We start from the raw sequence: 20664 nt of genomic DNA on the forward strand, positions 1-20664 counted from the left end.
CGTAAGCATAAGCTAAGTTTTGCGTATGCAGAACAGACGACGTCGAAGATGCAATGAAAGCGCTAACCAGCAGAAATTAATGCTGGATGAATAATCGCTTGATAGGTGCCGTCACTGCAAAGCTTGCCTCCGTCAAGTCCGATAAGCACCTTGGATGCTTCAATTCGCGTACTATTATGGGTAATCACCACCTTATCCGGTTTAATGGCCAGCATGAATTGGGTGTTCCGATTGACGCCTCTATAAGGTACTAGACGCAAGCGGTCCTGCCAAATAAACTCTTCTACACCCAAACCGCTAATGATTTGGTCAACATCAGCCGACCGAATCCGCTGCAGCCACTCTACAGGCAGTACATCGCCCCATTCCGACACTTCCATCACCATCACAGGGGTGCGCGTTAATGGATCATACAATTGATTTCCAGTATCAATTAATCCTTTACAAGAGGCCGTGTAGTCGCCTACATGAATCGTAACCTCCGCCACATAGGCGGTCAGCACCTCGCGTTGTTTTGAACTTTGCAGCACAGTTCTGAACCACCATAGCAAAGGAATAAGTAACAAGAGAACAAAGAGCACACTGCCAATTTGTATTTGGAACATGGCCACACCCGATTGGGTAAATACAATACCTTTCATCACATCAGAAGACGAAGCAAGGACATAGTGGATACCAAACATCCCGCCAGCGACAGCAAAATTTACTAAGAGGAACGTTCCGAGGTTTCTTAATAAATTTTGTAAAGAACCGAACCCAAAAGCAGTCATAATCATCCCTATACAAAACATACATTTCACAGAAAATGTAAAAAGAAACAAAGGCATCGGCAAGAACATAATGACGACATAGGAGGCTCCTAAGAACGACGAACCTACGATTCTCCACCACTTGAACGATATTTTCCGCGTTTTGGCCGTTACGATCAGCATGGCCGCATCCATCAGAAAGTTCAGCAGGAAAATGAGATCCGCGTAGACGATCACAATGTCCTCACCTCCATGATAGATGCTTTTTCAACCATTTTCCTGACGAAACTTTAAGGTTCTAAATCAGTATAGGGCAATCCTAGTTCAAAGTCTGTCTAAACTTGCTAGTAGGCTTCTACTTTTTTTGTCAGTTGACGCGGCCTTTGGCTAACTAGAAAAGCCTTCAAAACAACAAAAAACCGAAGCTCCTACATAGCGTAGGACTTCGGTCTCTTTACAAGTTTCGTGTAATTATTTGTCGTTATTCCGCCCGCGATTGCGCAGGAACGTCGGAATATCCAATTGATCGTTGGATGGCTGTGAGCCAAATGGTTTGAGGTTGTTCAATCGGTCAGAAGAAACGGATGACGAGGATTGTGGCTGCTCTTGTTGCCCAGCTACGGGACGTTTGGCTGGTTGAGCATGCGGTGAAACTCTATGTTCGAAACCAGTAGCAATAACAGTTACCAGAATTTCGTCTTTGAGCTTGTCATCAATAACAGCACCGAAAATCATGTTCACTTCAATATCGGAAGCTGATGCCACGATATCTGCCGCTTCGTTGACTTCGTACAAGCTGAGGTTCACACCGCCTGTGATGTTCATCAGAACCCCACGAGCTCCTTCGATCGACGTCTCCAGTAGTGGCGAGGAAATCGCCTTTTTCGCTGCTTCAGCCGCACGATTTTCCCCAGTTGCCACTCCAATTCCCATCAGGGCGGAGCCGCGTTCTGTCATGATTGTCTTCACATCGGCGAAGTCCAGGTTAATCAAACCAGGAACCGCGATCAAGTCGGAGATCCCTTGAACACCTTGACGAAGGACATTATCCGCTTCGCGGAAAGCTTCGAGCATAGGCGTCTTCTTATCTACGATTTCCAAAAGACGGTCATTAGGAATAATAATAAGCGTGTCCACTTTCTCTTTCAATGCAGCAATCCCTTGCTCGGCTTGTAAAGAACGTTTGCGACCTTCAAATGTAAACGGACGAGTAACAACACCAACCGTTAATGCGCCCACTTCTTTTGCGATTTCAGCAATGACAGGTGCAGCTCCAGTTCCAGTACCGCCACCCATTCCTGCAGTAACGAATACCATGTCTGCGCCGCGAAGCGTGTTCAGAATCATCTCCCTTGACTCTTCTGCCGCTTTCTTCCCGACATCTGGGTTTGCGCCTGCGCCAAGACCACGCGTCAGTTTGTCCCCGATTTGTAATTTATGCACCGATTTGGAGAGATGTAAAGCTTGAGCATCCGTATTAACGGTAATAAACTCAACACCCTTAACCCCGTTCTCGATCATTCGATTTACTGCATTACTACCGCCGCCACCAACACCGATGACCTTTATTTGAGCTAACTGTTCCATATCCATATCAAATTCAAACATGCGAGTCATATCCCCCTAACGTTGCGTTCACTAAATAAATTCACTGAAAAAACTTTTTACACGTTCCAAAATACCAGGTTTTGAGCTCTCGGAGGATTTTTTTGTTACTGGTTTTGATGCCACTTTCTTCGAGAAACCGGAATTCCGGTTCTTCATGTACTTGGAGACGAATTGTATGATACCAACACCACTTGTGTAAGAAGGATCACGCACTCCGATGAAATCAGGAACGGCAATACGAACAGACGTAGCGAGTTGAGCTTGTGCAATAGCGAGTACACCTGGCATACAAACGGTTCCGCCTGTGAGCACATACCCACCAGCTAAATCGCCATATCCCAGACGGTGCACTTCTGCACGTATCATTTGGAAAATTTCTTCAACGCGGGGCTCAATAATATTCGCGAGATCAATCTGCGAAAACTCTTTCTCCACATTGCTTCCCATTCGTGTAACCTTAAACATTTGATCGGGGGCTGAGTCATCTACCGATGCGCAACCGTATTTCAGCTTTATTTTCTCTGCGATTTCAAGCTGAGTACGAAGGCCTATCGAGATATCATTGCTGATATACTCACCGCCGATTTGAATCGTTGATGTGGCTGTCAGATTCCCTTGTTCAAACACAGCGATCGTCGCTGCACCTGCACCAACATCAACCAGTACTGTTCCAACTGCTTTCTCATCCTTGGAAAGAGCTAACTGTCCAGAGGCAAGCGACATCAAGATGAGGCCAGCGACTTTAAGTTCGGACTTTTCCACAACACGGATCAGATTATGTATCCCCGTCTTCGCGCCTGTGATTATCGTTGCTTCCACTTCTAAGCGAACGCCGATCATGCCGCGAGGATCGTTAATGCCTTCTTGTCCATCAACTAAGTATTGCTTAGGTACGACTCCAATAATTTCACGTTCGGGAGGTAATGCGATGACTCTTGCCGCTTGAATAACACGATCAATATCCTCTTCCCCGATCTCTCGGTCTTCATTGGAAACAGCGACAACACCGTGACTCGATTGAAGAGCAATATGATTACCTGAAATTCCTACGTAAACCTCGGAAATTTGTACGCCGACCATACGTTCAGCATGATCAACAGCGCTCCGAATGGAGTTAACCGTTTGATCAATATCAACGATTGCGCCTTTACGAATACCCTCTGACTCGGCAGATCCCACACCTATTATATTAATGGTTCCATTAACAACTTCCCCAATAATAGCACGAACCTTGGATGTACCGATGTCTAAACTAACAATGATATCATTGTTGCTCAAGCCCCTGGCACCTCCTATAACTTGGATAATATTGTGTTTACATTACAATTACATAAATACGTATTCCACACAACCGCCATATTCCCTCTTTTTTCAACATTTTTTTTAACGGAAACAAAGTCGTTTTTTTAAACAGTTAATTTTCAATAGATAGGGATAAATCTAGTCTAGTACTTGCTTGTACACTTCAATTGGCTAATAGAATTCTATTTAACCATAAAACTAATTTTAACATTAATTTTCATGGTTGAGTAGTCCATTAAACCGTTTTTTTATCAGGAAGGACGCGCTATTTCTGGGATTACGGTTTCGGGGTCGCTTTTGGCGTCGGCTTAGGTGTCGGCTTGCTCCCATCCTTGTTAGGATCGGGCGTTGGACTTACAGCTGCGTTGCTTCCAGCCTTTTGCCCGGACGTATTATTCGTATCATTCTTCGTGTCTTCATTTGGCTCGAAAGGAGCATGATATTCTACTTCTAGCATTTTGATAACGCCGCTAGTAATATGATCCTCTTGTAAGCTTGCTATATAAGCAGGCAGATTGTCAATTTTCTCAGGTAAGTACGCAATCGTCGTGTACACTTCAAACTGGGATCTCGTGTACAGCTTGATTTTGTCGGGATACGGCTCCGACGGGTCCGGTTTGATTTCAGAAATGTCCGAGAGCGCACTCGCCGGAATTTCTCCAAGCACTTTACAAAGTGCTGCTTTATTCGGATCACCGTCCGTCCACCCCGTCAAAATGGGCATATCCAGCGGGACACTGCTATCAGCAGGCAGTTCGACGATAGCCCCATCAGCAAGCACAGCTTGCTTTTTGCCATCTGCACCAATCTGGAAAGCAACCTTGGGATATTCCTGCACGGTAATGTAAACTTTACCTGGAAAATGCTTCTTCACCGTTGCTGTCTTAATCATGGGCAGAGATGAAATACGCTGTGTTACCGACTGGGAGCTGAAAGCAAAAAATCGGTCCCCAACAGCAACCTGACTAGCTTGTCCAATGGCTTCTGAGGTCATGAGCTCATTTCCTTCAACTTCAATGACACTTACACGGCTTAGAGAAGACTGAAAGAACAAAATGACTAATATAATGATGAAAAAAATAAATAAGAAGATGAGCAATTTTCTATTGGTACGGGCTCGTGGCTTTGGAACGGGCGGCAGAGCGGGCACATTGCGGTCGTCAGACAAGATGGGCACCACCTAATAGTTTCGAATGAAGGTTAAAATTTACAGTCTTGTATGTAACCAGTCGCATGAAACCGTGAATCCCCGCCTGTATCCAGGAAGGGATGCGCGGAAATCATTCAATTGTTCGCTTACTCACTTGGAACAGGAGATTGTCGATGCACGGAAGCACCCAATCTTGAAAGCATATGTTCAATTCTATCATAGCCTCTATCAATATGATGAATTTGCTCAACGATCGTCGTACCATGCGCAGCCAGACCGGCGATAACAAGTGCTGCGCCAGCACGCAAATCCGTCGCCTCCACTGTCGCTCCATATAACCTAGGAACGCCTCGAATAAAGGCTGAACTCATATCCACACGGATATCTGCCCCCATACGGGACAATTCATCTACGTGTTTGAATCTACCTTCGAATATCGTTTCTTTCATTACGCTCATCCCGTCTGCTAATGATAGCAGCACCATGACCTGTGATTGCAAGTCAGTTGGAAAGGATGGATGCGGCGAAGTCACAATACGTTCGACGGCCTTCGGTCTAGTCGGACAGCTTACATGTATTATATCACCGTCAGAGATGATTTGAACACCTGCGCGCTTAAGGACATGGATCACAGAGGTTAAATGAGCAGGGTTAACCTTTTCTAAGGTAATGCTCCCTTTCGTTGCAGCAGCAGCCACCATAAAGGTTCCGGCCACAATACGGTCAGGGATGATGCGATAGGTGCAAGGTGAAAGAGTTTCCACACCACGAATGGTGATGGTATCTGTTCCTGCCCCAATAATGTCGGCGCCCATGGCGTTCAGGAAGTTCTGCAAATCCTGAATCTCCGGTTCGCGGGCCGCATTATAAATCGTTGTGATGCCTTCCGCTTTCACAGCAGCCATCATGATGTTTTCCGTAGCTCCGACGCTCGGAAAATCAAGAACGATTTCACTGCCATGAAGTGATTCGGCTGTGCAAACAATTTTGTTTGCGAATTCTTCGATGTTGGCTCCTAAAGCCTGCAGCCCTTTCAGGTGCAAATCGATTTTGCGTTCGCCGATTGCGCAGCCTCCGGGTTGATACACGGTGACACTGCCAAATCTAGCGAGCAGCGGTCCCATTAGAAAGATGGAAGAACGCATCTGCCCCATCAATTCTTCTGGAATATGCGAGGAATTAGCTGTGGATGTTGTAATGGATACCGTATCCCCTTGCTGTTCGGCACGGCAGCCCAGCGCACGTAGAATGCGCAGCATGGTGTCGATATCGAGCAAATTAGGAACATTGTTTAGAGTATGAGTGCCGCTAGCCAGGATGCATGCTGCTAAGATTGGTAATGCGGCGTTTTTAGCGCCGTGTATCTGGATGGCTCCCGTGAGAGGTCTTCCACCTTCGATAACGAGCTTCTCCAAAGTTCCACCTCCGATTTACCTCTCACCCATCACCAAAACTTCCGGTACTAGCGATATGCCGTACTGATTCTGTACGATCTGCTGTACTTCTGCGATGAGAGTGAGAACGTCCTCGGCTTTAGCATCTCCGGTGTTCACAATGAAATTGGCGTGCAGCGTGGAGATTTGTGCTCCACCGACACGTTTGCCTTTCAGGCCAGCCTCTTCGATGAGCTTTGCGGCGAATCCCCCTGCGGGGTTGCGGAAAACACTTCCAGCACAAGCTAATTGAAGCGGTTGTGTGCGAAGACGCCGATCCCGGTAAGCCGCCATGGCTCCCGCGATTTCTTTGCGTTCTCCAACCTGTAATTCAAAGACAGCTTCTGTGACTATGCCGGGTAGAGTGTGCAGAATAGAATGCCGATAAGCATACTGCAAATCCTCTGCCTGCATCGTGACCAATTCCCCTGTGTCCAGGATGACTTCAGCCTGCTTGAGTATGCGTGACACATCGGACCCGTGAGCCCCTGCATTCATGTAGACGGCGCCTCCCACAGAACCGGGAATGCCCGAAGCAAACTCCAGTCCGGTTAAACCTTCCTTGGCCGCTAGCACAGACAATTTAATGAACGAATAGGAACCGCCCGCATAAACGGTTGCACCATCAAAGCGCAAAGTTTCCAGCGCAGAGCCAAGTTTGATAACTACCCCTCTAATTCCTTTGTCACTGACAAGTAAGTTAGAGCCTCGACCGATAATCGTCCATGGTACTCCACGTTGATGCAGGAAGCGGATGACCGCTGCAACCTGCTCCTTCGTGTTTGGGAGGATAAGGCAATCGGCCGGACCACCGATTTTCCAAGTCGTATAAGGGGCTAGTCGCTCATTCGTTCGAATCTCGCCAATATTTGCTGCCTTTAAGTCGGATATTAACTGCTGCATGGGAAAACCTCCTTCACAGAACATAGGGCGAAATTATCGGCAAATCTTAAGCTCCATAATTTCAATAATACGGACCAAGTCGAAGATGGCCGGGCTTCAAACTTTGGCGCCATATCAAGCCTTAGGTGTCTGTCACGGTTATAGTATAGTTTATGTAAAATCGGATAGAGTGTGACAATCGCCTATTCGCTTTCGAAAAACTAACGCGATAAGCTGTAGGATTCAATCAATTTAACGATCGCAGCAACAGCGTCGCTGTCGTTACGGGATTGCATAGCTGCTTTATAAGTTTCTCTGTTTGCGTAGAGAGCCTCCAAGCGCGTTTGCAGCGATTCTGCTGTAAGTTCATCTTCTTGCATAACATCCGCATAGCCGGCTTTCTGAAACGACTTGGCGTTCAGAATCTGATCACCACGGCTCGCTTGCAAAGATAACGGAATAAGCAGCATTGGTTTTTCCAATACCAAAAACTCATAGATAGATGTAGCCCCTGCACGGGAAATCACAAGATCTGTAATGGCTAATACATCCGGGAGTTCTTCATTCAAGTACTCAAACTGTTTATATCCACGCGTACCTGCCAATTCTGCCGCAATGTTGCCTTTCCCGCACAGGTGAACAATTTGAAATTGTTCCAGTAAACGAGGCAGGTTTCCTCTGACTGCTTGGTTGATCACCTGTGAGCCCAGGCTTCCCCCCATGATCAAAATAACAGGTTTCTGTTTATGAAAATCGCAAAGCTGGTAGCCTTGGGAGGCTTTCCCGCTTCGTATATGTTCGCGAATGGGTAACCCGGTAAGAACTGCTTTTTCTTTGTTGACGTGCTGCATAGACTCTGGAAAGGTTACACAAACTTTCGTTGCCAAAGGAATCGATATTTTGTTAGCAAGTCCTGGCGTCATGTCGGATTCATGGATAATGACAGGTACCTTGTTCATACGGCTGCCCAAAACCACCGGGACGGAAACGAACCCGCCCTTCGAAAAGACGATGGCGGGCTTCAGGCGACGGAGCAATCTATAAGATTCATACACACCTTTCATCACTCTAAAAGGGTCTTTGAAATTTTTGAGATCAAAATATCGACGCAATTTCCCAGATGATATCGGGTAAAAAGGAACACCTTCGCGCTCGATGATGTCTTTCTCGATGCCTGTTGCCGAGCCTATGTATTTAATTTCCCAACCTAACTCTTTCAGCTTATGCATCAGAGCAATGTTAGGCGTAACATGTCCTGCGGAGCCTCCTCCGGTGAAGACAATTGTTTTCATTCCCTTGTCACCTCGAATAACGGGATATATTGAGCAGGATGCCGACTGATGTCAGCATAAGCGTCAATGACGAACCACCTGCACTTATGAATGGCAATGTAATACCAGTAACTGGAAACATACCGATGACTACACCAATATTAATAATAACCTGAACAGCAATCATGCCGATAATGCCAACAGCAATTAAACTCGCAAAAGTATCCGGAGCTGTAATAGCTGCCCGCATTCCGCGCCATACTAGTATGGTAAATAATAAAAGCACCAAAGTGCCGCCAATAAAACCAAGTTCTTCTGCGATGATGGAGAAAATAAAGTCGGTTTGGGGCTCAGGTAAATAACTGTATTTCTGACGGCTCATCCCAAGTCCTAAACCTACTAGGCCACCGGGACCAATCGCATAGAGAGATTGAATAGATTGATAACCTGCACCAAGCGGATCCTGCCATGGGTCTAGAAAAGCAGTAATTCGTTTCAACCGATACGGAGCAGCAATGATGAGTCCAATAAAACCAGCAATCCCTATCATACCTAGATATGAAAGATGAAGCAATCTCGCGCCTGAGATAAAAATGATAAGCAGAGAGGCTCCGACCAGAACAGCGCCGGTTCCAAGATCAGGCTGCAGCATAATCAAACCGAAAGCTAACCCCATAATTCCTAGCGGGGGCAGCAACCCTTTGGTAAATTGCGCGATTTTGGACTGATTCTCAGACAACAATTTAGATAAGTACAGAATCATCCCCATCTTCATAAACTCCGACGGCTGTATACCGAAGGCGCCAATCCCCAACCAGCTTCTAGCTCCACCGCGCACAACCCCGATACCGGGAATTAGCACAATAATAAGCATGAAGAAACAAACGAATAGTGTAATTCTTGCGACCTTTTTCCAAACGAGATAATCTACATTCATGGTAAAGAACATCGCAACTATCCCTAAAACAGCAAAGATCAACTGTCTTTTGAGGTAATACAAGGAATCGCCGAATTCCCGAAAGGCAAGTACACTGCTCGCACTGTAAACCATAATAATGCCAATTGTCAAAAGCAGCAAGGTTGGGATAATAATCCAAATATCAGGAGCAGAACGTGATTTACCCATAACAGACACCTCTTTATGTGTTCTGGGCCACATCCAAAGGATGAATAGCCGAGCAGGAGACAACCGTCACCTGCCAGCAAACACATGTGGATAAGCCCTATTTAAAGGTTATGCACGGACTCCCTAAACATGCGTCCCCTGTCCTCAAAGGAGGGGAACATATCCCAACTTGCACAAGCTGGTGAAAGTAGGACGATATCTCCCGCTTCGCACATCTGCCAAGCAAGCTGAACGGCTTGCGAAACTGCATCCGCTGCATCCTTAGCAGTATCGACGGTTTGAATGCGGCTAATCCCTGCCAGCTCAGCAATATGAGCAATTTTCTCTTTTGTTTGCCCGAGTGTGACAATCCCTTTCACTCGCTCACGGAACGTAGGCAGCAGTTCCATGTAATCAGAGCCTCGATCCAAGCCTCCCGCAATTAAAACTAACTTCTGCTCGAAGGCTTCAATCGAGCTAATCGTTGCCACTGCGTTTGTCGCTTTCGAGTTATTGTAGAAAGTGACTCCATTTAGTTCTCTCACGAACTCTAGACGGTGTTCTACGCCTTTGAAGCTTCTAAGCACATCTGCGATAATGTGTGGCTCTACGCCTGCTGTGAGGGCTACTGCCGCTGCCGCCAATGCGTTCTCAATGTTAAAGCTGCCTGGCATTCCCATTTCGCGTGCTGGCATAATCGGCACAATTTCACCCTGGCCATTCGCATAAACAAGGCTGCCCGATGACTGGTCATAATAAACACCGTAAGACAATGCTTCTTTCCTGGAGAATGGGAAAAGCTTCGCTTTTAACGTAGGAATAAGCGATTGGCATACAGGTTGATCCCAATTTAATATAGCCGTATCTTCCTCCGTTTGATTGGCAAACAGCTTCGCTTTTGAGGCCATATAGTCATCCATCGAACCATGATAGTCCAGATGAGTTTCGTACAAATTTAAAAACAGCGCAATTTTCGGACGGAACGAAGTCGTCCCTTTCAGTTGAAAAGAGCTAAGCTCTACAACCATCCAATTGTCAGCCGTAACCTCTGGCGCCGCTTCTGTAAGAGCACGCCCGATATTTCCCGCCACTACAGGCGACAAGCCAGCTGCATCCAGCATTAATCCAATCAATGTCGTCGTTGTAGTCTTCCCATTTGAACCTGTAATCCCGATGATCGGCGCTTCACAGAACTGATAGGCAACCTCAACCTCTGTAACGACTTCGATGCCAAGCTCTAAGGCTTTGCGAATCGGGTCTACGGAATACGGTATGCCCGGATTTTTGACAACGAGTGCAATGCCCTCATGTACCAAGGACTCCGGATGAAACCCGCATACAACAGAAATACCCAGAGCCTCCAATTCGTCGGCTTCAGGGCATGCGCTCCGCTCTTTTTTGTCATTGACAGTGACCAGGGCTCCTTGTTGATGAAAAAGCTTAGCCGCAGCGACACCACTGCGAGCCAAGCCCAAAACAACCACTTCAAGTCCACGATATTCCCGCGGATGCATCATGTTCTACAACACCTCATTCATATATAATCCGAGTGCAGCAAGTACAAGACCTACAACCCAGAATGTGATTACGACACGCCATTCCGACCATCCGACTAATTCAAAGTGGTGATGAATCGGACTCATTTTGAAAACACGCTTTCCTCTGGTCTTGAAAGAAACGACTTGAATAACGACCGATAAAATCTCAACCAGAAACACTCCGCCGACTACCGCCAGAAGCAGCTCTGCTTTCGTAAGAATCGCAACAGCGACTAAACCGCCGCCGATGCCAAGGGAGCCTGTATCCCCCATAAACACTTTCGCTGGATGAGCATTGAATACGAGAAAACCAAGCACCGCACCAACCATTGCCGCTGAGAAAATCGCTGCCTCCGGTTGTGTATTGTTCATCGCAATCACCGTATACGCGCCAAATGCAATAGCACTTGTTCCTGCGAGCAAACCATCCAACCCATCCGTAAAATTCACCGCGTTAGACGCGCCAAGCATGAGAATCGCCATCAGAGGGAAATACAACCAACCAGGATTGAAGTGGAACTCTACAAAAGGGATATATAAGTCCGTGCTATGTCCTTCCCTCACAAGCAGGTAGCAAACAATAGCCGAGATCAGCAGTTGCCCGAACAGCTTTTGCTTTGCTGTAAGTCCCAGCGAGCGTTTGAAAATAATTTTGATGTAATCGTCTAGAAAACCAACAAGGCCGTAGCCCAGTGAGGCAATTAGCAAGATAAGAAGATCTGTATTTTTATCAGCAAAACGAAGGCTTGCGAGTGCAAGGGCAATCAGAATGATGATGCCGCCCATCGTTGGTGTCCCTTGTTTCTTCAAGTGTCCCTGTGGGCCATCCTCACGGATTTGTTGGCCAAATTTCATGCGCCGCAATATCGGAATACAAAGCGGCCCCATAATAAGCGCAAGCACAAATGCAACGCCCATCGTTAATAAAATTGCGTTTTCCACGTTGGTTCCCCCTGCTCGTTTCCGTTATCCGAAAACGATCTACTGTTTCATAATAGTAAAGCATTCACTACTTGCTCAAGACGCATGCCGCGCGAGCCCTTCACAAGCACAATGTCCTCCGGCTGTGCCATAGCTGCCAGTTCGCTCGCGAGCAGCTCTTTGTCCTCGAAGGCCAGCACGCGGTCCTTCGGAAGGCGCACCGCCGCTTCCTCTGCGATGAAGCGGCCCAAACGACCGAACGTGAAGACATAGTCTACACGTTCCGGAGATACCATCGCGCCAATTTCGCGATGGAACTGCTCTTCGTGCTCGCCAAGCTCCAGCATGTCGCCGAGCACGAGGAACTTCCGACCGAAGCCGCCTAGCTGCTCGGTCAGTGTAATGGCTGCCCGCATGGAGGCCGGGCTGGCATTATACGCATCGTTCAGCACGGTCAGCCCAGAGGCTGCCGTCAGTTTCTCGATGCGCATGCTTGTCATCTCCAGCGAGCGGAGCCCCGCTGCGATGGCTTCCGGCTGAACGCCGAAGGCTTCGCCGATGGCGATGGCTGCTAACGCGTTGATGACGTTATGCGTGCCGAGCAAAGGAATGTACAATTCCGGATAGCCCGATGAATTGATCTGGAAGTGCGCGCCGTCTGCATCCATACGGATCGCAGTCGGGTGTTTCGCATTGTCCTCACTGTGTCCAAAGCGGAGGTGGCGAAACCCTTCGGGCAAGCTGCGTTCCGCGAGGGCCATCTCAATTAGTGGCTCGTCACCGTTGTACACAAGCAGACTGCCGCTTGGCATGCCGCTTACAATCTCCACTTTCGCCCGGGCAATTTCTTCCCTAGATCCCAGCTGAAGCATGTGGGACTCGCCGATCATCGTGATGATGGAGGCATCCGGCTCGGCCAAATCGCTTAACAGCTCGATCTCGCCTCGGCCGCTCATTCCCATTTCCACAACGGCAAATTCCGTCGTCTCCTCGAGTTGTAGCAGCGTAACCGGCAATCCGATATGGTTGTTTAAATTTCCTTTGGTTTTATGCACTTTATACGTACTGCCCAAAACCGCTGCGACCAGATCTTTGGTCGTTGTTTTGCCGTTGCTGCCTGTTATACCTATGATGCGTACAGTCAGTTGCTTCCGATAGGCCTTAGCTAATTGCTGCAAGGCTGCCAGCGTATCTGACACGGGGATATAGGGAACACCCTCTGGTGCTTCACCATGATCCTCCTGCCATAAAACAGCCGCCGCCCCTTTATGATAAGCTTCCTCTGCGTAAGCATGCCCGTCAAACTTTTCACCAATCAGCGGGATGAATAGACTGCCTGCCGGAATCGAGCGGGTATCGGTTGAGACGCCTGCAATGCTCAAGGCCGCTTCTGTCCCTCGAACCTCACTCCCCAACATTTGTGCAACTTGCTCTAATGTACGCTGGATCATTGCATTCTCCCCTTTATCGCAGCCTTAGCCACCAAACGATCATCGAAATCATGCTTGACCCCCATGATATCCTGATACGTTTCGTGGCCTTTTCCCGCTATCAATATTACATCTTTGGGGCCTGCCCCATCAATAGCCTTTTGTATCGCTTTTTTGCGATCTGGAATCAATTCATAGTTATTTTCGGGATAATTGACTTCCGCCAGACCAGGAACAATGTCCTGAAGAATCGCATCCGGGTTCTCCGTACGAGGATTATCTGAAGTCACATACAAATAATCACTATAGCTTGCTGTAACCTTCCCCATCATAGGTCGCTTCGTTCTGTCACGATCTCCTCCACAACCAAATACAGTAATGACTTTGCCTTCAGCAAATTCACGAACCGTAGACAGTGCGTTCTCAAGTCCATCCGGCGTATGGGCGTAGTCAACCAGAACCAAATAATCCTGGCCCTCATCCACAACTTCCATCCGTCCATCAACAACAGCAATACTTTCTAAGCTCTCCCTAATCGCTTCAAGAGAAATACCTTCAGCTAGTGCCGCTGCAATTGAACCAAGTGCATTGTATACATTAAATTTGCCGACCAATTTCATTCGGAAGAACATTTCTCCAGCAAAGGAGACTAGCTTAAAGGCTGTGCCTTTTGCCGTAATGCGAATGTCAGTCGCCCGAACATCACATGGCTGCTCAATCCCGTATGTAATAACCTGTGCGGAAGTAAGTCTCTCGAACGTTGCCGATGCGGCGTCATCCGCATTCAGAATCGCATATTGACGATCCTTGGAATTGCCTGAAAAGCCGTTGCCCAATCGGGAGAATAAAAGTCCTTTGGCTGCTGCATAAGCTTCCATTGTTTTGTGGTAATCCAAATGATCCTGGGACAGGTTCGTGAAAATGCCAGAGTGGAAATGAATCCCTTTCACACGTCCAAGCTCTAGAGCATGGCTTGAAACTTCCATGATGCAATAATCCGTCCCTACCTCGCACATGCTGCGGAAACTGCGCTGGAGATCAACGGATTCTTGTGTTGTACGCTCCATCTCGAAGTAGGCATCACCGATTTTCATTTGAATCGTGCCCATTAGACCCGTGGTAAAACCTTGATCGCGCAATATTTGTTCTAGCAAATAGGTAGAAGTCGTTTTGCCATTGGTCCCTGTAATTCCGATTAACTTTAATTCTTTACTCGGATATCCGTAGAAATGAGCAGACAGTGCAGCCATCGCATATCTGGCATCTTTCACCACCAACTGGGGAACAGCTAAGTCCAGCACTCTTTCGGTGACAAGCGCAGAAGCCCCAAGCGCAATGGCTTTTGGGGCATAATCATGGCCGTCAACCGTTAGTCCAGGGATGCACAAAAATAGATCACCTGGTTTTATTTTACGAGAGTCTGCTTCAATCCCCGTAATCTCTGTATCCGCATTTCCATGTATGTGGGTAATGAGCAGTGCGGAAGCAAGCTCCTGCAGTTTCATGAGCAACCCTCTCCTTAACATTTTTCCTATCTATTATGGACAATTTTATGCATATGGAAAAGCTAAACATGTCTTACTTGCAAATCTTTTTTTTCAGTGGAAAGATAACTCCCTATTGAGGCGGGGCATTGTTCGATAAAAAGATTCGAATCGTTGAACCTTGGTCCACCCGTGTGCCTGCTTTCGGCGCCTGGCTGATGACATATTTCCCGTTGCCGGACTTCGCCAGCTTAAAATTCATGTTCAGATCTTCTAATATATCATCAACTGACGCTCCAACCAAGTCCGGCACCTCAACAACCGGCGTTTCCCCATATCGGTATTCTTTATCGAGCTGCTGCTTATTCGGCTCTACCTTCATATAGCGCAAAGCGTCAGCCATCATGTTCTTAACTAAAGGCGCTGCGATCAAGCCACCAAATTGAATCCCTTTGGGATCATCCACAGCCGCATAAATAACAATTTTGGGATTATCCGCCGGGGCGAATCCGATGAAGGATACGATATGCTCATCCGGTGAGTAGCGACCATTGATAACCTTCTGAGCGGTCCCTGTCTTGCCGCCGACCCGATAACCGTCGATAAAGGCATTGCGCCCTGTACCAAGCGCTACAACGCTTTCGAGCGCTTCTCGCACCTGTTTCGAGGTTCCCTCGGAAATCACATTGCGGACAAGCTCTGGTTCAGTAACTTTAACGACTTCTCCCGTGTCTGGGTTCGAGAACGATTTGGCTACATAAGGCTTAAACAGTTTACCACCGTTAATCGCCGCAGATACAGCGGTAATTTGTTGAATTGGCGTTACAGAAACCCCTTGACCGAATGCGGTAGTAGCAAGTTCTACTGGGCCAACCTGAGAAGGTTTGAACATAATCCCGTTCTCTTCCCCTCCGAGGTCAATGCCCGTCTTTTTGCCAAAGCCAAATTTGGAGATATAGTCAAACAGCTTCTCTTTGCCGAGTCGTTGCCCCATAACAACAAAGCCTGGGTTACAAGAGTTTTGAACGACCTGAAGCATCGTTTCGCTGCCATGACCGCCACGTTTCCAGCAGCGCAGTCTTGCTCCTCCAACCTCGATGAAACCAGGATCATAGAATGGTTCGTTCTTAAGATCCACTTTCTTTTCTTCCAAAGCCGCAGCAAGCGTAATAATTTTAAATGTCGAACCAGGCTCGTACGTTTTCCAAATAGGCAAGTTCCTGTTGTAAGTCTCCGTCGGATAATTCTTATAATTGCCTGGCTCATAGGTCGGTCTGCTGCCCATGGCCAATATCTCTCCATTGTTAGGGTCCATCATAATTGCGACGACATTCTGTGCTTGATACTGGACCATCGCCTGATCCAATTCTCTTTCCATCACAGACTGCAAATGGCTATCAATCGTCAGCTTAACGTTGAGCCCATCTTTCGGACTCGTATACTTATCCGTTGTCCCTGCTAGAGGCCTGCCTGCTGCATCTGTCATATACGAAATGTTGCCTGGGATTCCCGTCAATTCCTTATCGTATTTCGCTTCAATCCCTGTAAGACCTTTATCTATACCAGCAAAACCAAGGATGTGTGCCGCCAAGCTGCTGAAAGGATAATATCGTTTATTATCTTCTGCGACGACAACCCCCGGAAGGTGCAAATTGCGAACTTCCTGCGCTTTCTCAATCGTTATTTTTCGTCCAGACGGCTTGATATCGACTTGGGACGTTTTTTTCGTAATTTGCTTATAGATATCATCCGCATTTCCTTGCAGCACTTCTGCTAGTTTAGCCGCCGTACTTTGAGGATCTTGAATTTGTACAGGTATCGCTACGATCGTAGGCGTGCTCATGCTATAAGTCAAAGTGATCCCGTTGCGATCCTGTATTTCTCCTCTTTTCGGCGCAAACTCAATCTGTCTCCTCCAGCTATCCTCCGCTTTATTCGCCAAGTCTTGTCCAATCCATAGCTGGACGTAAGCCAAGCGGAGAATAAGTGCAGTGAAAATGATCGTGCCAATGATGAGCGCAGTAAACAATCTGCGGCGAACAGTAACGTTAGAAGCACGCATGAACGTTCAATCTCCCTTCCCAAATAAGTCAGTCTCATTCCTAACATGACTATTCGGGACAAACAGGGCTTAGAACAAGCCTATCGCTTTAAGGCTACTTTGTACTTGCTATTGCTGATTTATCGCTTAGCGGTTTAAGCTGCAGCGTTACACTGCGTCCTTCACCCTCTCCTGCGCTCGTTTGATCCGAGACGTAACCTTCACCAGAGGTTTGGCAGTCCACTTTGAAGAAGGAACAAGCTTCTACAGCATCACGCAAAGATCGACCCACTAGATTAGGGAGGGGCATATCACTAACGTTTTGCATGGCCACATATATTCGTTGCGTTGATAAGATTTCAGTTCCCGGTTTGGGGAATTGATCGACAACTTTGTCTCCCTTGCCGAAAACTTCCAAAGCTAAGTTGCTCTCCTTGGCCGCTGCTTTTGCATTCACAGATGTCATTTCCATGAAATTAGGCACCTTTAACTTATTCGCTTCTTTGGGCACCATTTGCGTTTGCTTGCTCGACTTAACCCCCATATATTGCAGGGATTCACCAACAATATCTTTGAATGCCGGCGCTAGAACTTGTCCGCCCAAATGGTAATTACCGTCAAGATCTGGCTGATCTGCAATCAAAGTAACGAGTATTTTGGGATTTTCAACGGGTGCGTATCCAATAAAAGAGATAACCCACTTATTCGTTGAATACGTCTTTTCCCCAGGAAGTACCAAGTTCGCTGTACCTGTTTTGCCGGCTACGCGATAACCTTCCATGAAGGCCAGCTTACCTGTCCCAATATCTTGGTCAGAAACGACTTGCTCCAGATATCCGCTAACCGTAGCAGCAGTCTTCTCACTTACGACTTGACGCACGACTTGCGGGGCAAAGGATTGGATCGTTTTCCCTGTTTTGGGGTCTACAATGTCTTTCACAATATGTGGCCACATTAACTTGCCGCCGTTCGCCATAGCTGCATAGGCTGCTGTTTGTTGAATCGCCGTTACGACGACTTTCCCTTGTCCGTAGGTGGCTGTTGCAAATTCAGAAGGGTATTTCATATCGATAAGGCCCGATACTTCATTCGGCATGTCGATATTCGTTTTTGTATCAAATCCGAATTTTTCAATATAACTTTGCAGTTTAGGTTGTGTGAGTTTCTCAATACCTAGTTTCACGAAAGCTACGTTACTAGAACGCTTAAGTCCATCGAGATAAGAAATTTTGCCCCAACCAACACGGTTGTGGTCATGCAGCTCTCTATCCTGCACACGAATCATACCAGACTGGTACATCTCATTAGGATTGAATAATCCCTCTTCTACCGTACCGGCTAAAGTGACAATCTTGAAAGTCGAGCCAGGCTCATAACGAGAAGCAACGGCATTATTTTTAAAATCACTTTGATCGTTGATGGTCCAGTACTTATTCGGATTAAAAGTCGGTGTATTGGCCATACCTAATATTTCCATTGTTTGGGGATCGACGGCAATAGCCGTTAAGCTTTTGGGATGCCACTTCTCATTGACTTTGGCCAGCGCGCTCTCCAAATAGAATTGAATGTTCTTATCAATGGTGAGGCGTACATTATTGCCGTCTTCCGCCGGTTTAAAATCAACTTTTGCATCTGGCAATTCCACGCCTTTGCCGTCTTTCTCATAGCTTAGATTACCAGGGACACCTTTAAGCGTATCATCTAACTTCAGTTCTAAACCAAGTGCAGCTTTACCTTCTTTGTTCGTGTAGCCTAGAATATGCGAAGCTAGCGTTTCACCTGGATAATACCGTTTCTTTTCTTCGATAATCCCGATTCCGATGTTCGCTTTCGCCGTTTTATTCAATCGCGTTTGCATCGTTGTAATGAAATCACGAACTTGATCCGCTTTTTCCTTGTCAATTTTCCAACCTTCGTTGCGTATTTCGACATTGACAGCGAAATCACTGCCATCTGGTTTCTTTCTCGTTGCAAGCTCTCGAATCTTATTTTCAAGCGTCGCCTTGGTTGGATCAGACTCTTTCAAAATATCCGCCAAACCCCTGGAAATATCATCCGATGCACGCAGGCTATCGATCATTTTGGGATTAAGTGTAACCGTGTAGGCGGTTCCTTCTTCAGCAAGCACCTTATCATTCCGATCCAGAATGGTCCCGCGAACTGGCGCAATGATTCGGTCCGTCTCCCATTTTTCTTCGGCTTGTGCTAGCAACCAAGAGGCATCCACCACTTGAATCCAATAGACTTTAGCAATAAGGACAACAAAAAGAAGGGTGAAGAACCCTCCAATGAGTAAAGAACGCAGCTTAATTTTTTTTGTCATATCAATACCTGCCCGTTACGGTTTAGAAGCAGCTTTAGTATTTTTGCTGCTGCTTGTACTTGTCTTCGGTTTGGCTGGAGTCACCAAGCTTACCTTCTTCTCATCATCTAAATTAAACCCGAGACGAACGGCTTCATCTTTGAGGCGATCAGGGCTTTGCAATTTCTCTACTTCCTGTTTCAAAGCGCTGTTCTGAGCTTGAATCTCGCGAATTTCTCCTTGCATTTTCAATATGCTTGCATTCATTTGATAGATGGACGCGTACCGCCAAATGATCACTCCTGCGACAAGGACACAGAGGAGAACCGTGAACAGATACAACATTTTTTCTTGGGTCGGCAGAGATTTATTGCGATAAACAACCTTCGTTGTCTCCTTAATCTTAACCTTAGCTGCAGGAACCGTTCGTTTCTGGTCAAGCGCTAAATTCCCCTGGATGTAAGATGGCATATCAACTTCCTCCTTTTGTGTCAAAGCTTTTCTGCAATACGTAATTTGGCGGATCTTGCTCTTTGGTTCACCTCAAGTTCATGCTCACTTGGAATGATCGGCTTACGTGTTACGAGTTTAAGATCACCGGCTTTATCGCAAACACACATCGGAAACGCTGGCGGACACGTACATTTCTCCACATTTTTAACGAAAAACTGCTTACAGATACGATCCTCGAGCGAATGGAAAGTAATAACCGCTACTCTGCCCTCTGGTGCCAAACATCTCACGGATTGCTCCAAAGCCTGTTCAAAAGCACCCAACTCATCGTTAACAGCTATGCGCAGCGCTTGAAAGCTCCTCTTAGCAGGGTGGCCGCCTGTTCTTCTCGCTGCTGCAGGAATTCCTTCCTTGATCAGCTCAACAAGCTCACCTGTAGTTTCGATAGGTCCCTTGGTACGAGCTTCAGCAATGACGCCTGCAATACGTCGTGAAAACTTCTCTTCCCCGTATTCGAACAAAATCTTCGCAATTCGCTCAGGAGCCCATTCATTAACAATCGTTTTGGCGGTTAATTCCGTTTCACGATCCATTCTCATATCTAGCTCTGCATCTTGATGGTAAGAGAAACCTCTCTCTCCATCATCCAGCTGCGGGGAAGATACGCCAAGATCGAAGAGAATCCCATCAACTTGCGGTTTCCCATCACGTAGTGCTCTCGGCTCATCCATAAGCACCTGCTCTAAATCTCTGAAGTTGCTTTTTACGATTTTCACACGATCTAAGTAGGGAGCGAGTACGGTTTGAGCATTAGCCAGAGCAACATCGTCTTGGTCAAGGGCTATCAGTAAGCCATTAGGACCTAATTTAGAAGCTATCAGGGAACTATGCCCTGCTCCGCCCATCGTACAATCCACGTATACGCCATCAGGCTTTATATGTAAACCTTCAACTGATTCTTCTTTTAGTACCGTCACATGATGAAACATCTTGGT

General features: G+C 46.9%; 16 protein-coding genes. All 16 read right to left on the bottom strand.

Annotated elements, in window-relative coordinates; all coding sequences use genetic code 11:
- Window positions 1–62: 62 nt before the first annotated feature.
- Window positions 63–986, bottom strand: a complete 924-nt coding sequence (gene spoIIGA, locus GQF01_RS06765) for a sigma-E processing peptidase SpoIIGA (RefSeq protein ID WP_161406041.1) — start codon at window positions 984–986, stop codon at window positions 63–65.
- A 234-nt stretch (window positions 987–1220) separates the two neighbouring features.
- Window positions 1221–2357 (bottom strand): cell division protein FtsZ, encoded by a 1137-nt coding sequence (ftsZ, locus tag GQF01_RS06770; protein ID WP_161406042.1) that lies wholly within the window; start codon window positions 2355–2357, stop codon window positions 1221–1223.
- A 30-nt stretch (window positions 2358–2387) separates the two neighbouring features.
- Window positions 2388–3635 carry a cell division protein FtsA gene (gene ftsA / locus GQF01_RS06775; RefSeq protein WP_161406043.1) on the bottom strand — a complete coding sequence of 416 codons (1248 nt, stop codon included), beginning with the start codon at window positions 3633–3635 and terminating at the stop codon, window positions 2388–2390.
- A 301-nt stretch (window positions 3636–3936) separates the two neighbouring features.
- The gene (locus tag GQF01_RS06780; RefSeq protein WP_161406044.1) at window positions 3937–4827 is read right to left on the bottom strand and encodes a cell division protein FtsQ/DivIB; all 891 of its coding nucleotides are present in this window, start codon (window positions 4825–4827) and stop codon (window positions 3937–3939) included.
- 128 nt (window positions 4828–4955) lie between these two features.
- Window positions 4956–6224: a UDP-N-acetylglucosamine 1-carboxyvinyltransferase gene (gene murA / locus GQF01_RS06785; RefSeq protein ID WP_145656926.1), complete on the bottom strand. Its 1269-nt coding sequence runs from the start codon at window positions 6222–6224 to the stop codon at window positions 4956–4958.
- Between the two features lie 15 nt (window positions 6225–6239).
- The gene (gene murB / locus GQF01_RS06790) at window positions 6240–7145 is read right to left on the bottom strand and encodes a UDP-N-acetylmuramate dehydrogenase (protein WP_161406045.1); all 906 of its coding nucleotides are present in this window, start codon (window positions 7143–7145) and stop codon (window positions 6240–6242) included.
- A 200-nt stretch (window positions 7146–7345) separates the two neighbouring features.
- Window positions 7346–8416: an undecaprenyldiphospho-muramoylpentapeptide beta-N-acetylglucosaminyltransferase gene (locus GQF01_RS06795; RefSeq protein WP_161406046.1), complete on the bottom strand. Its 1071-nt coding sequence runs from the start codon at window positions 8414–8416 to the stop codon at window positions 7346–7348.
- A 7-nt stretch (window positions 8417–8423) separates the two neighbouring features.
- On the bottom strand, window positions 8424–9521 hold the full coding sequence (gene spoVE / locus GQF01_RS06800; protein WP_161406047.1) for a stage V sporulation protein E: 1098 nt from the start codon (window positions 9519–9521) through the stop codon (window positions 8424–8426).
- Window positions 9522–9622: 101 nt separating this feature from the next.
- Window positions 9623–11017 (bottom strand): UDP-N-acetylmuramoyl-L-alanine--D-glutamate ligase, encoded by a 1395-nt coding sequence (gene murD / locus GQF01_RS06805; RefSeq protein ID WP_161406048.1) that lies wholly within the window; start codon window positions 11015–11017, stop codon window positions 9623–9625.
- 3 nt (window positions 11018–11020) lie between these two features.
- Complete coding sequence (gene mraY, locus GQF01_RS06810; RefSeq protein ID WP_161406453.1) at window positions 11021–11956, bottom strand: phospho-N-acetylmuramoyl-pentapeptide-transferase; 936 nt, start codon at window positions 11954–11956, stop codon at window positions 11021–11023.
- Window positions 11957–12027: 71 nt separating this feature from the next.
- Window positions 12028–13410: a UDP-N-acetylmuramoyl-tripeptide--D-alanyl-D-alanine ligase gene (locus tag GQF01_RS06815; protein ID WP_161406049.1), complete on the bottom strand. Its 1383-nt coding sequence runs from the start codon at window positions 13408–13410 to the stop codon at window positions 12028–12030.
- Window positions 13407–14894: a UDP-N-acetylmuramoyl-L-alanyl-D-glutamate--2,6-diaminopimelate ligase gene (locus GQF01_RS06820; RefSeq protein WP_161406050.1), complete on the bottom strand. Its 1488-nt coding sequence runs from the start codon at window positions 14892–14894 to the stop codon at window positions 13407–13409. Before GQF01_RS06820 ends, GQF01_RS06815 begins: the two co-directional genes overlap by 4 nt.
- A 112-nt stretch (window positions 14895–15006) precedes the next feature.
- A complete protein-coding gene (locus GQF01_RS06825; protein WP_161406051.1) occupies window positions 15007–16935 on the bottom strand; it encodes a stage V sporulation protein D in 1929 nt (642 codons plus the stop codon).
- Window positions 16936–17029: 94 nt separating this feature from the next.
- Complete coding sequence (locus GQF01_RS06830) at window positions 17030–19237, bottom strand: penicillin-binding transpeptidase domain-containing protein (protein ID WP_161406052.1); 2208 nt, start codon at window positions 19235–19237, stop codon at window positions 17030–17032.
- Between the two features lie 15 nt (window positions 19238–19252).
- Window positions 19253–19687, bottom strand: coding sequence for a cell division protein FtsL (ftsL2, locus tag GQF01_RS06835; RefSeq protein WP_161406053.1), 435 nt, complete (start codon window positions 19685–19687; stop codon window positions 19253–19255).
- Between the two features lie 20 nt (window positions 19688–19707).
- The gene (gene rsmH / locus GQF01_RS06840) at window positions 19708–20658 is read right to left on the bottom strand and encodes a 16S rRNA (cytosine(1402)-N(4))-methyltransferase RsmH (protein ID WP_161406054.1); all 951 of its coding nucleotides are present in this window, start codon (window positions 20656–20658) and stop codon (window positions 19708–19710) included.
- Window positions 20659–20664 lie beyond the last annotated feature (6 nt).

It is taken from the genome of Paenibacillus silvestris, from assembly GCF_009882985.1.
In the GTDB taxonomy this organism is placed as follows: domain Bacteria; phylum Bacillota; class Bacilli; order Paenibacillales; family NBRC-103111; genus Paenibacillus_E; species Paenibacillus_E silvestris.

Excerpts from the sequence above, each read along its gene's own strand:
- GQF01_RS06825 (WP_161406051.1), bottom strand. The coding sequence starts at position 16,935 with ATGCGTGCTTCTAACGTTACTGTTCGCCGCAGATTGTTTACTGCGCTC.
- murB (WP_161406045.1), bottom strand. The coding sequence starts at position 7,145 with ATGCAGCAGTTAATATCCGACTTAAAGGCAGCAAATATTGGCGAGATT.
- rsmH (WP_161406054.1), bottom strand. The coding sequence starts at position 20,658 with ATGTTTCATCATGTGACGGTACTAAAAGAAGAATCAGTTGAAGGTTTA.
- ftsZ (WP_161406042.1), bottom strand. The coding sequence starts at position 2,357 with ATGTTTGAATTTGATATGGATATGGAACAGTTAGCTCAAATAAAGGTC.
- GQF01_RS06815 (WP_161406049.1), bottom strand. The coding sequence starts at position 13,410 with ATGATCCAGCGTACATTAGAGCAAGTTGCACAAATGTTGGGGAGTGAG.
- spoVE (WP_161406047.1), bottom strand. The coding sequence starts at position 9,521 with ATGGGTAAATCACGTTCTGCTCCTGATATTTGGATTATTATCCCAACC.
- mraY (WP_161406453.1), bottom strand. The coding sequence starts at position 11,956 with ATGGGCGTTGCATTTGTGCTTGCGCTTATTATGGGGCCGCTTTGTATT.
- GQF01_RS06795 (WP_161406046.1), bottom strand. The coding sequence starts at position 8,416 with ATGAAAACAATTGTCTTCACCGGAGGAGGCTCCGCAGGACATGTTACG.
- ftsL2 (WP_161406053.1), bottom strand. The coding sequence starts at position 19,687 with ATGCCATCTTACATCCAGGGGAATTTAGCGCTTGACCAGAAACGAACG.
- GQF01_RS06830 (WP_161406052.1), bottom strand. The coding sequence starts at position 19,237 with ATGACAAAAAAAATTAAGCTGCGTTCTTTACTCATTGGAGGGTTCTTC.
- GQF01_RS06820 (WP_161406050.1), bottom strand. The coding sequence starts at position 14,894 with ATGAAACTGCAGGAGCTTGCTTCCGCACTGCTCATTACCCACATACAT.
- murD (WP_161406048.1), bottom strand. The coding sequence starts at position 11,017 with ATGATGCATCCGCGGGAATATCGTGGACTTGAAGTGGTTGTTTTGGGC.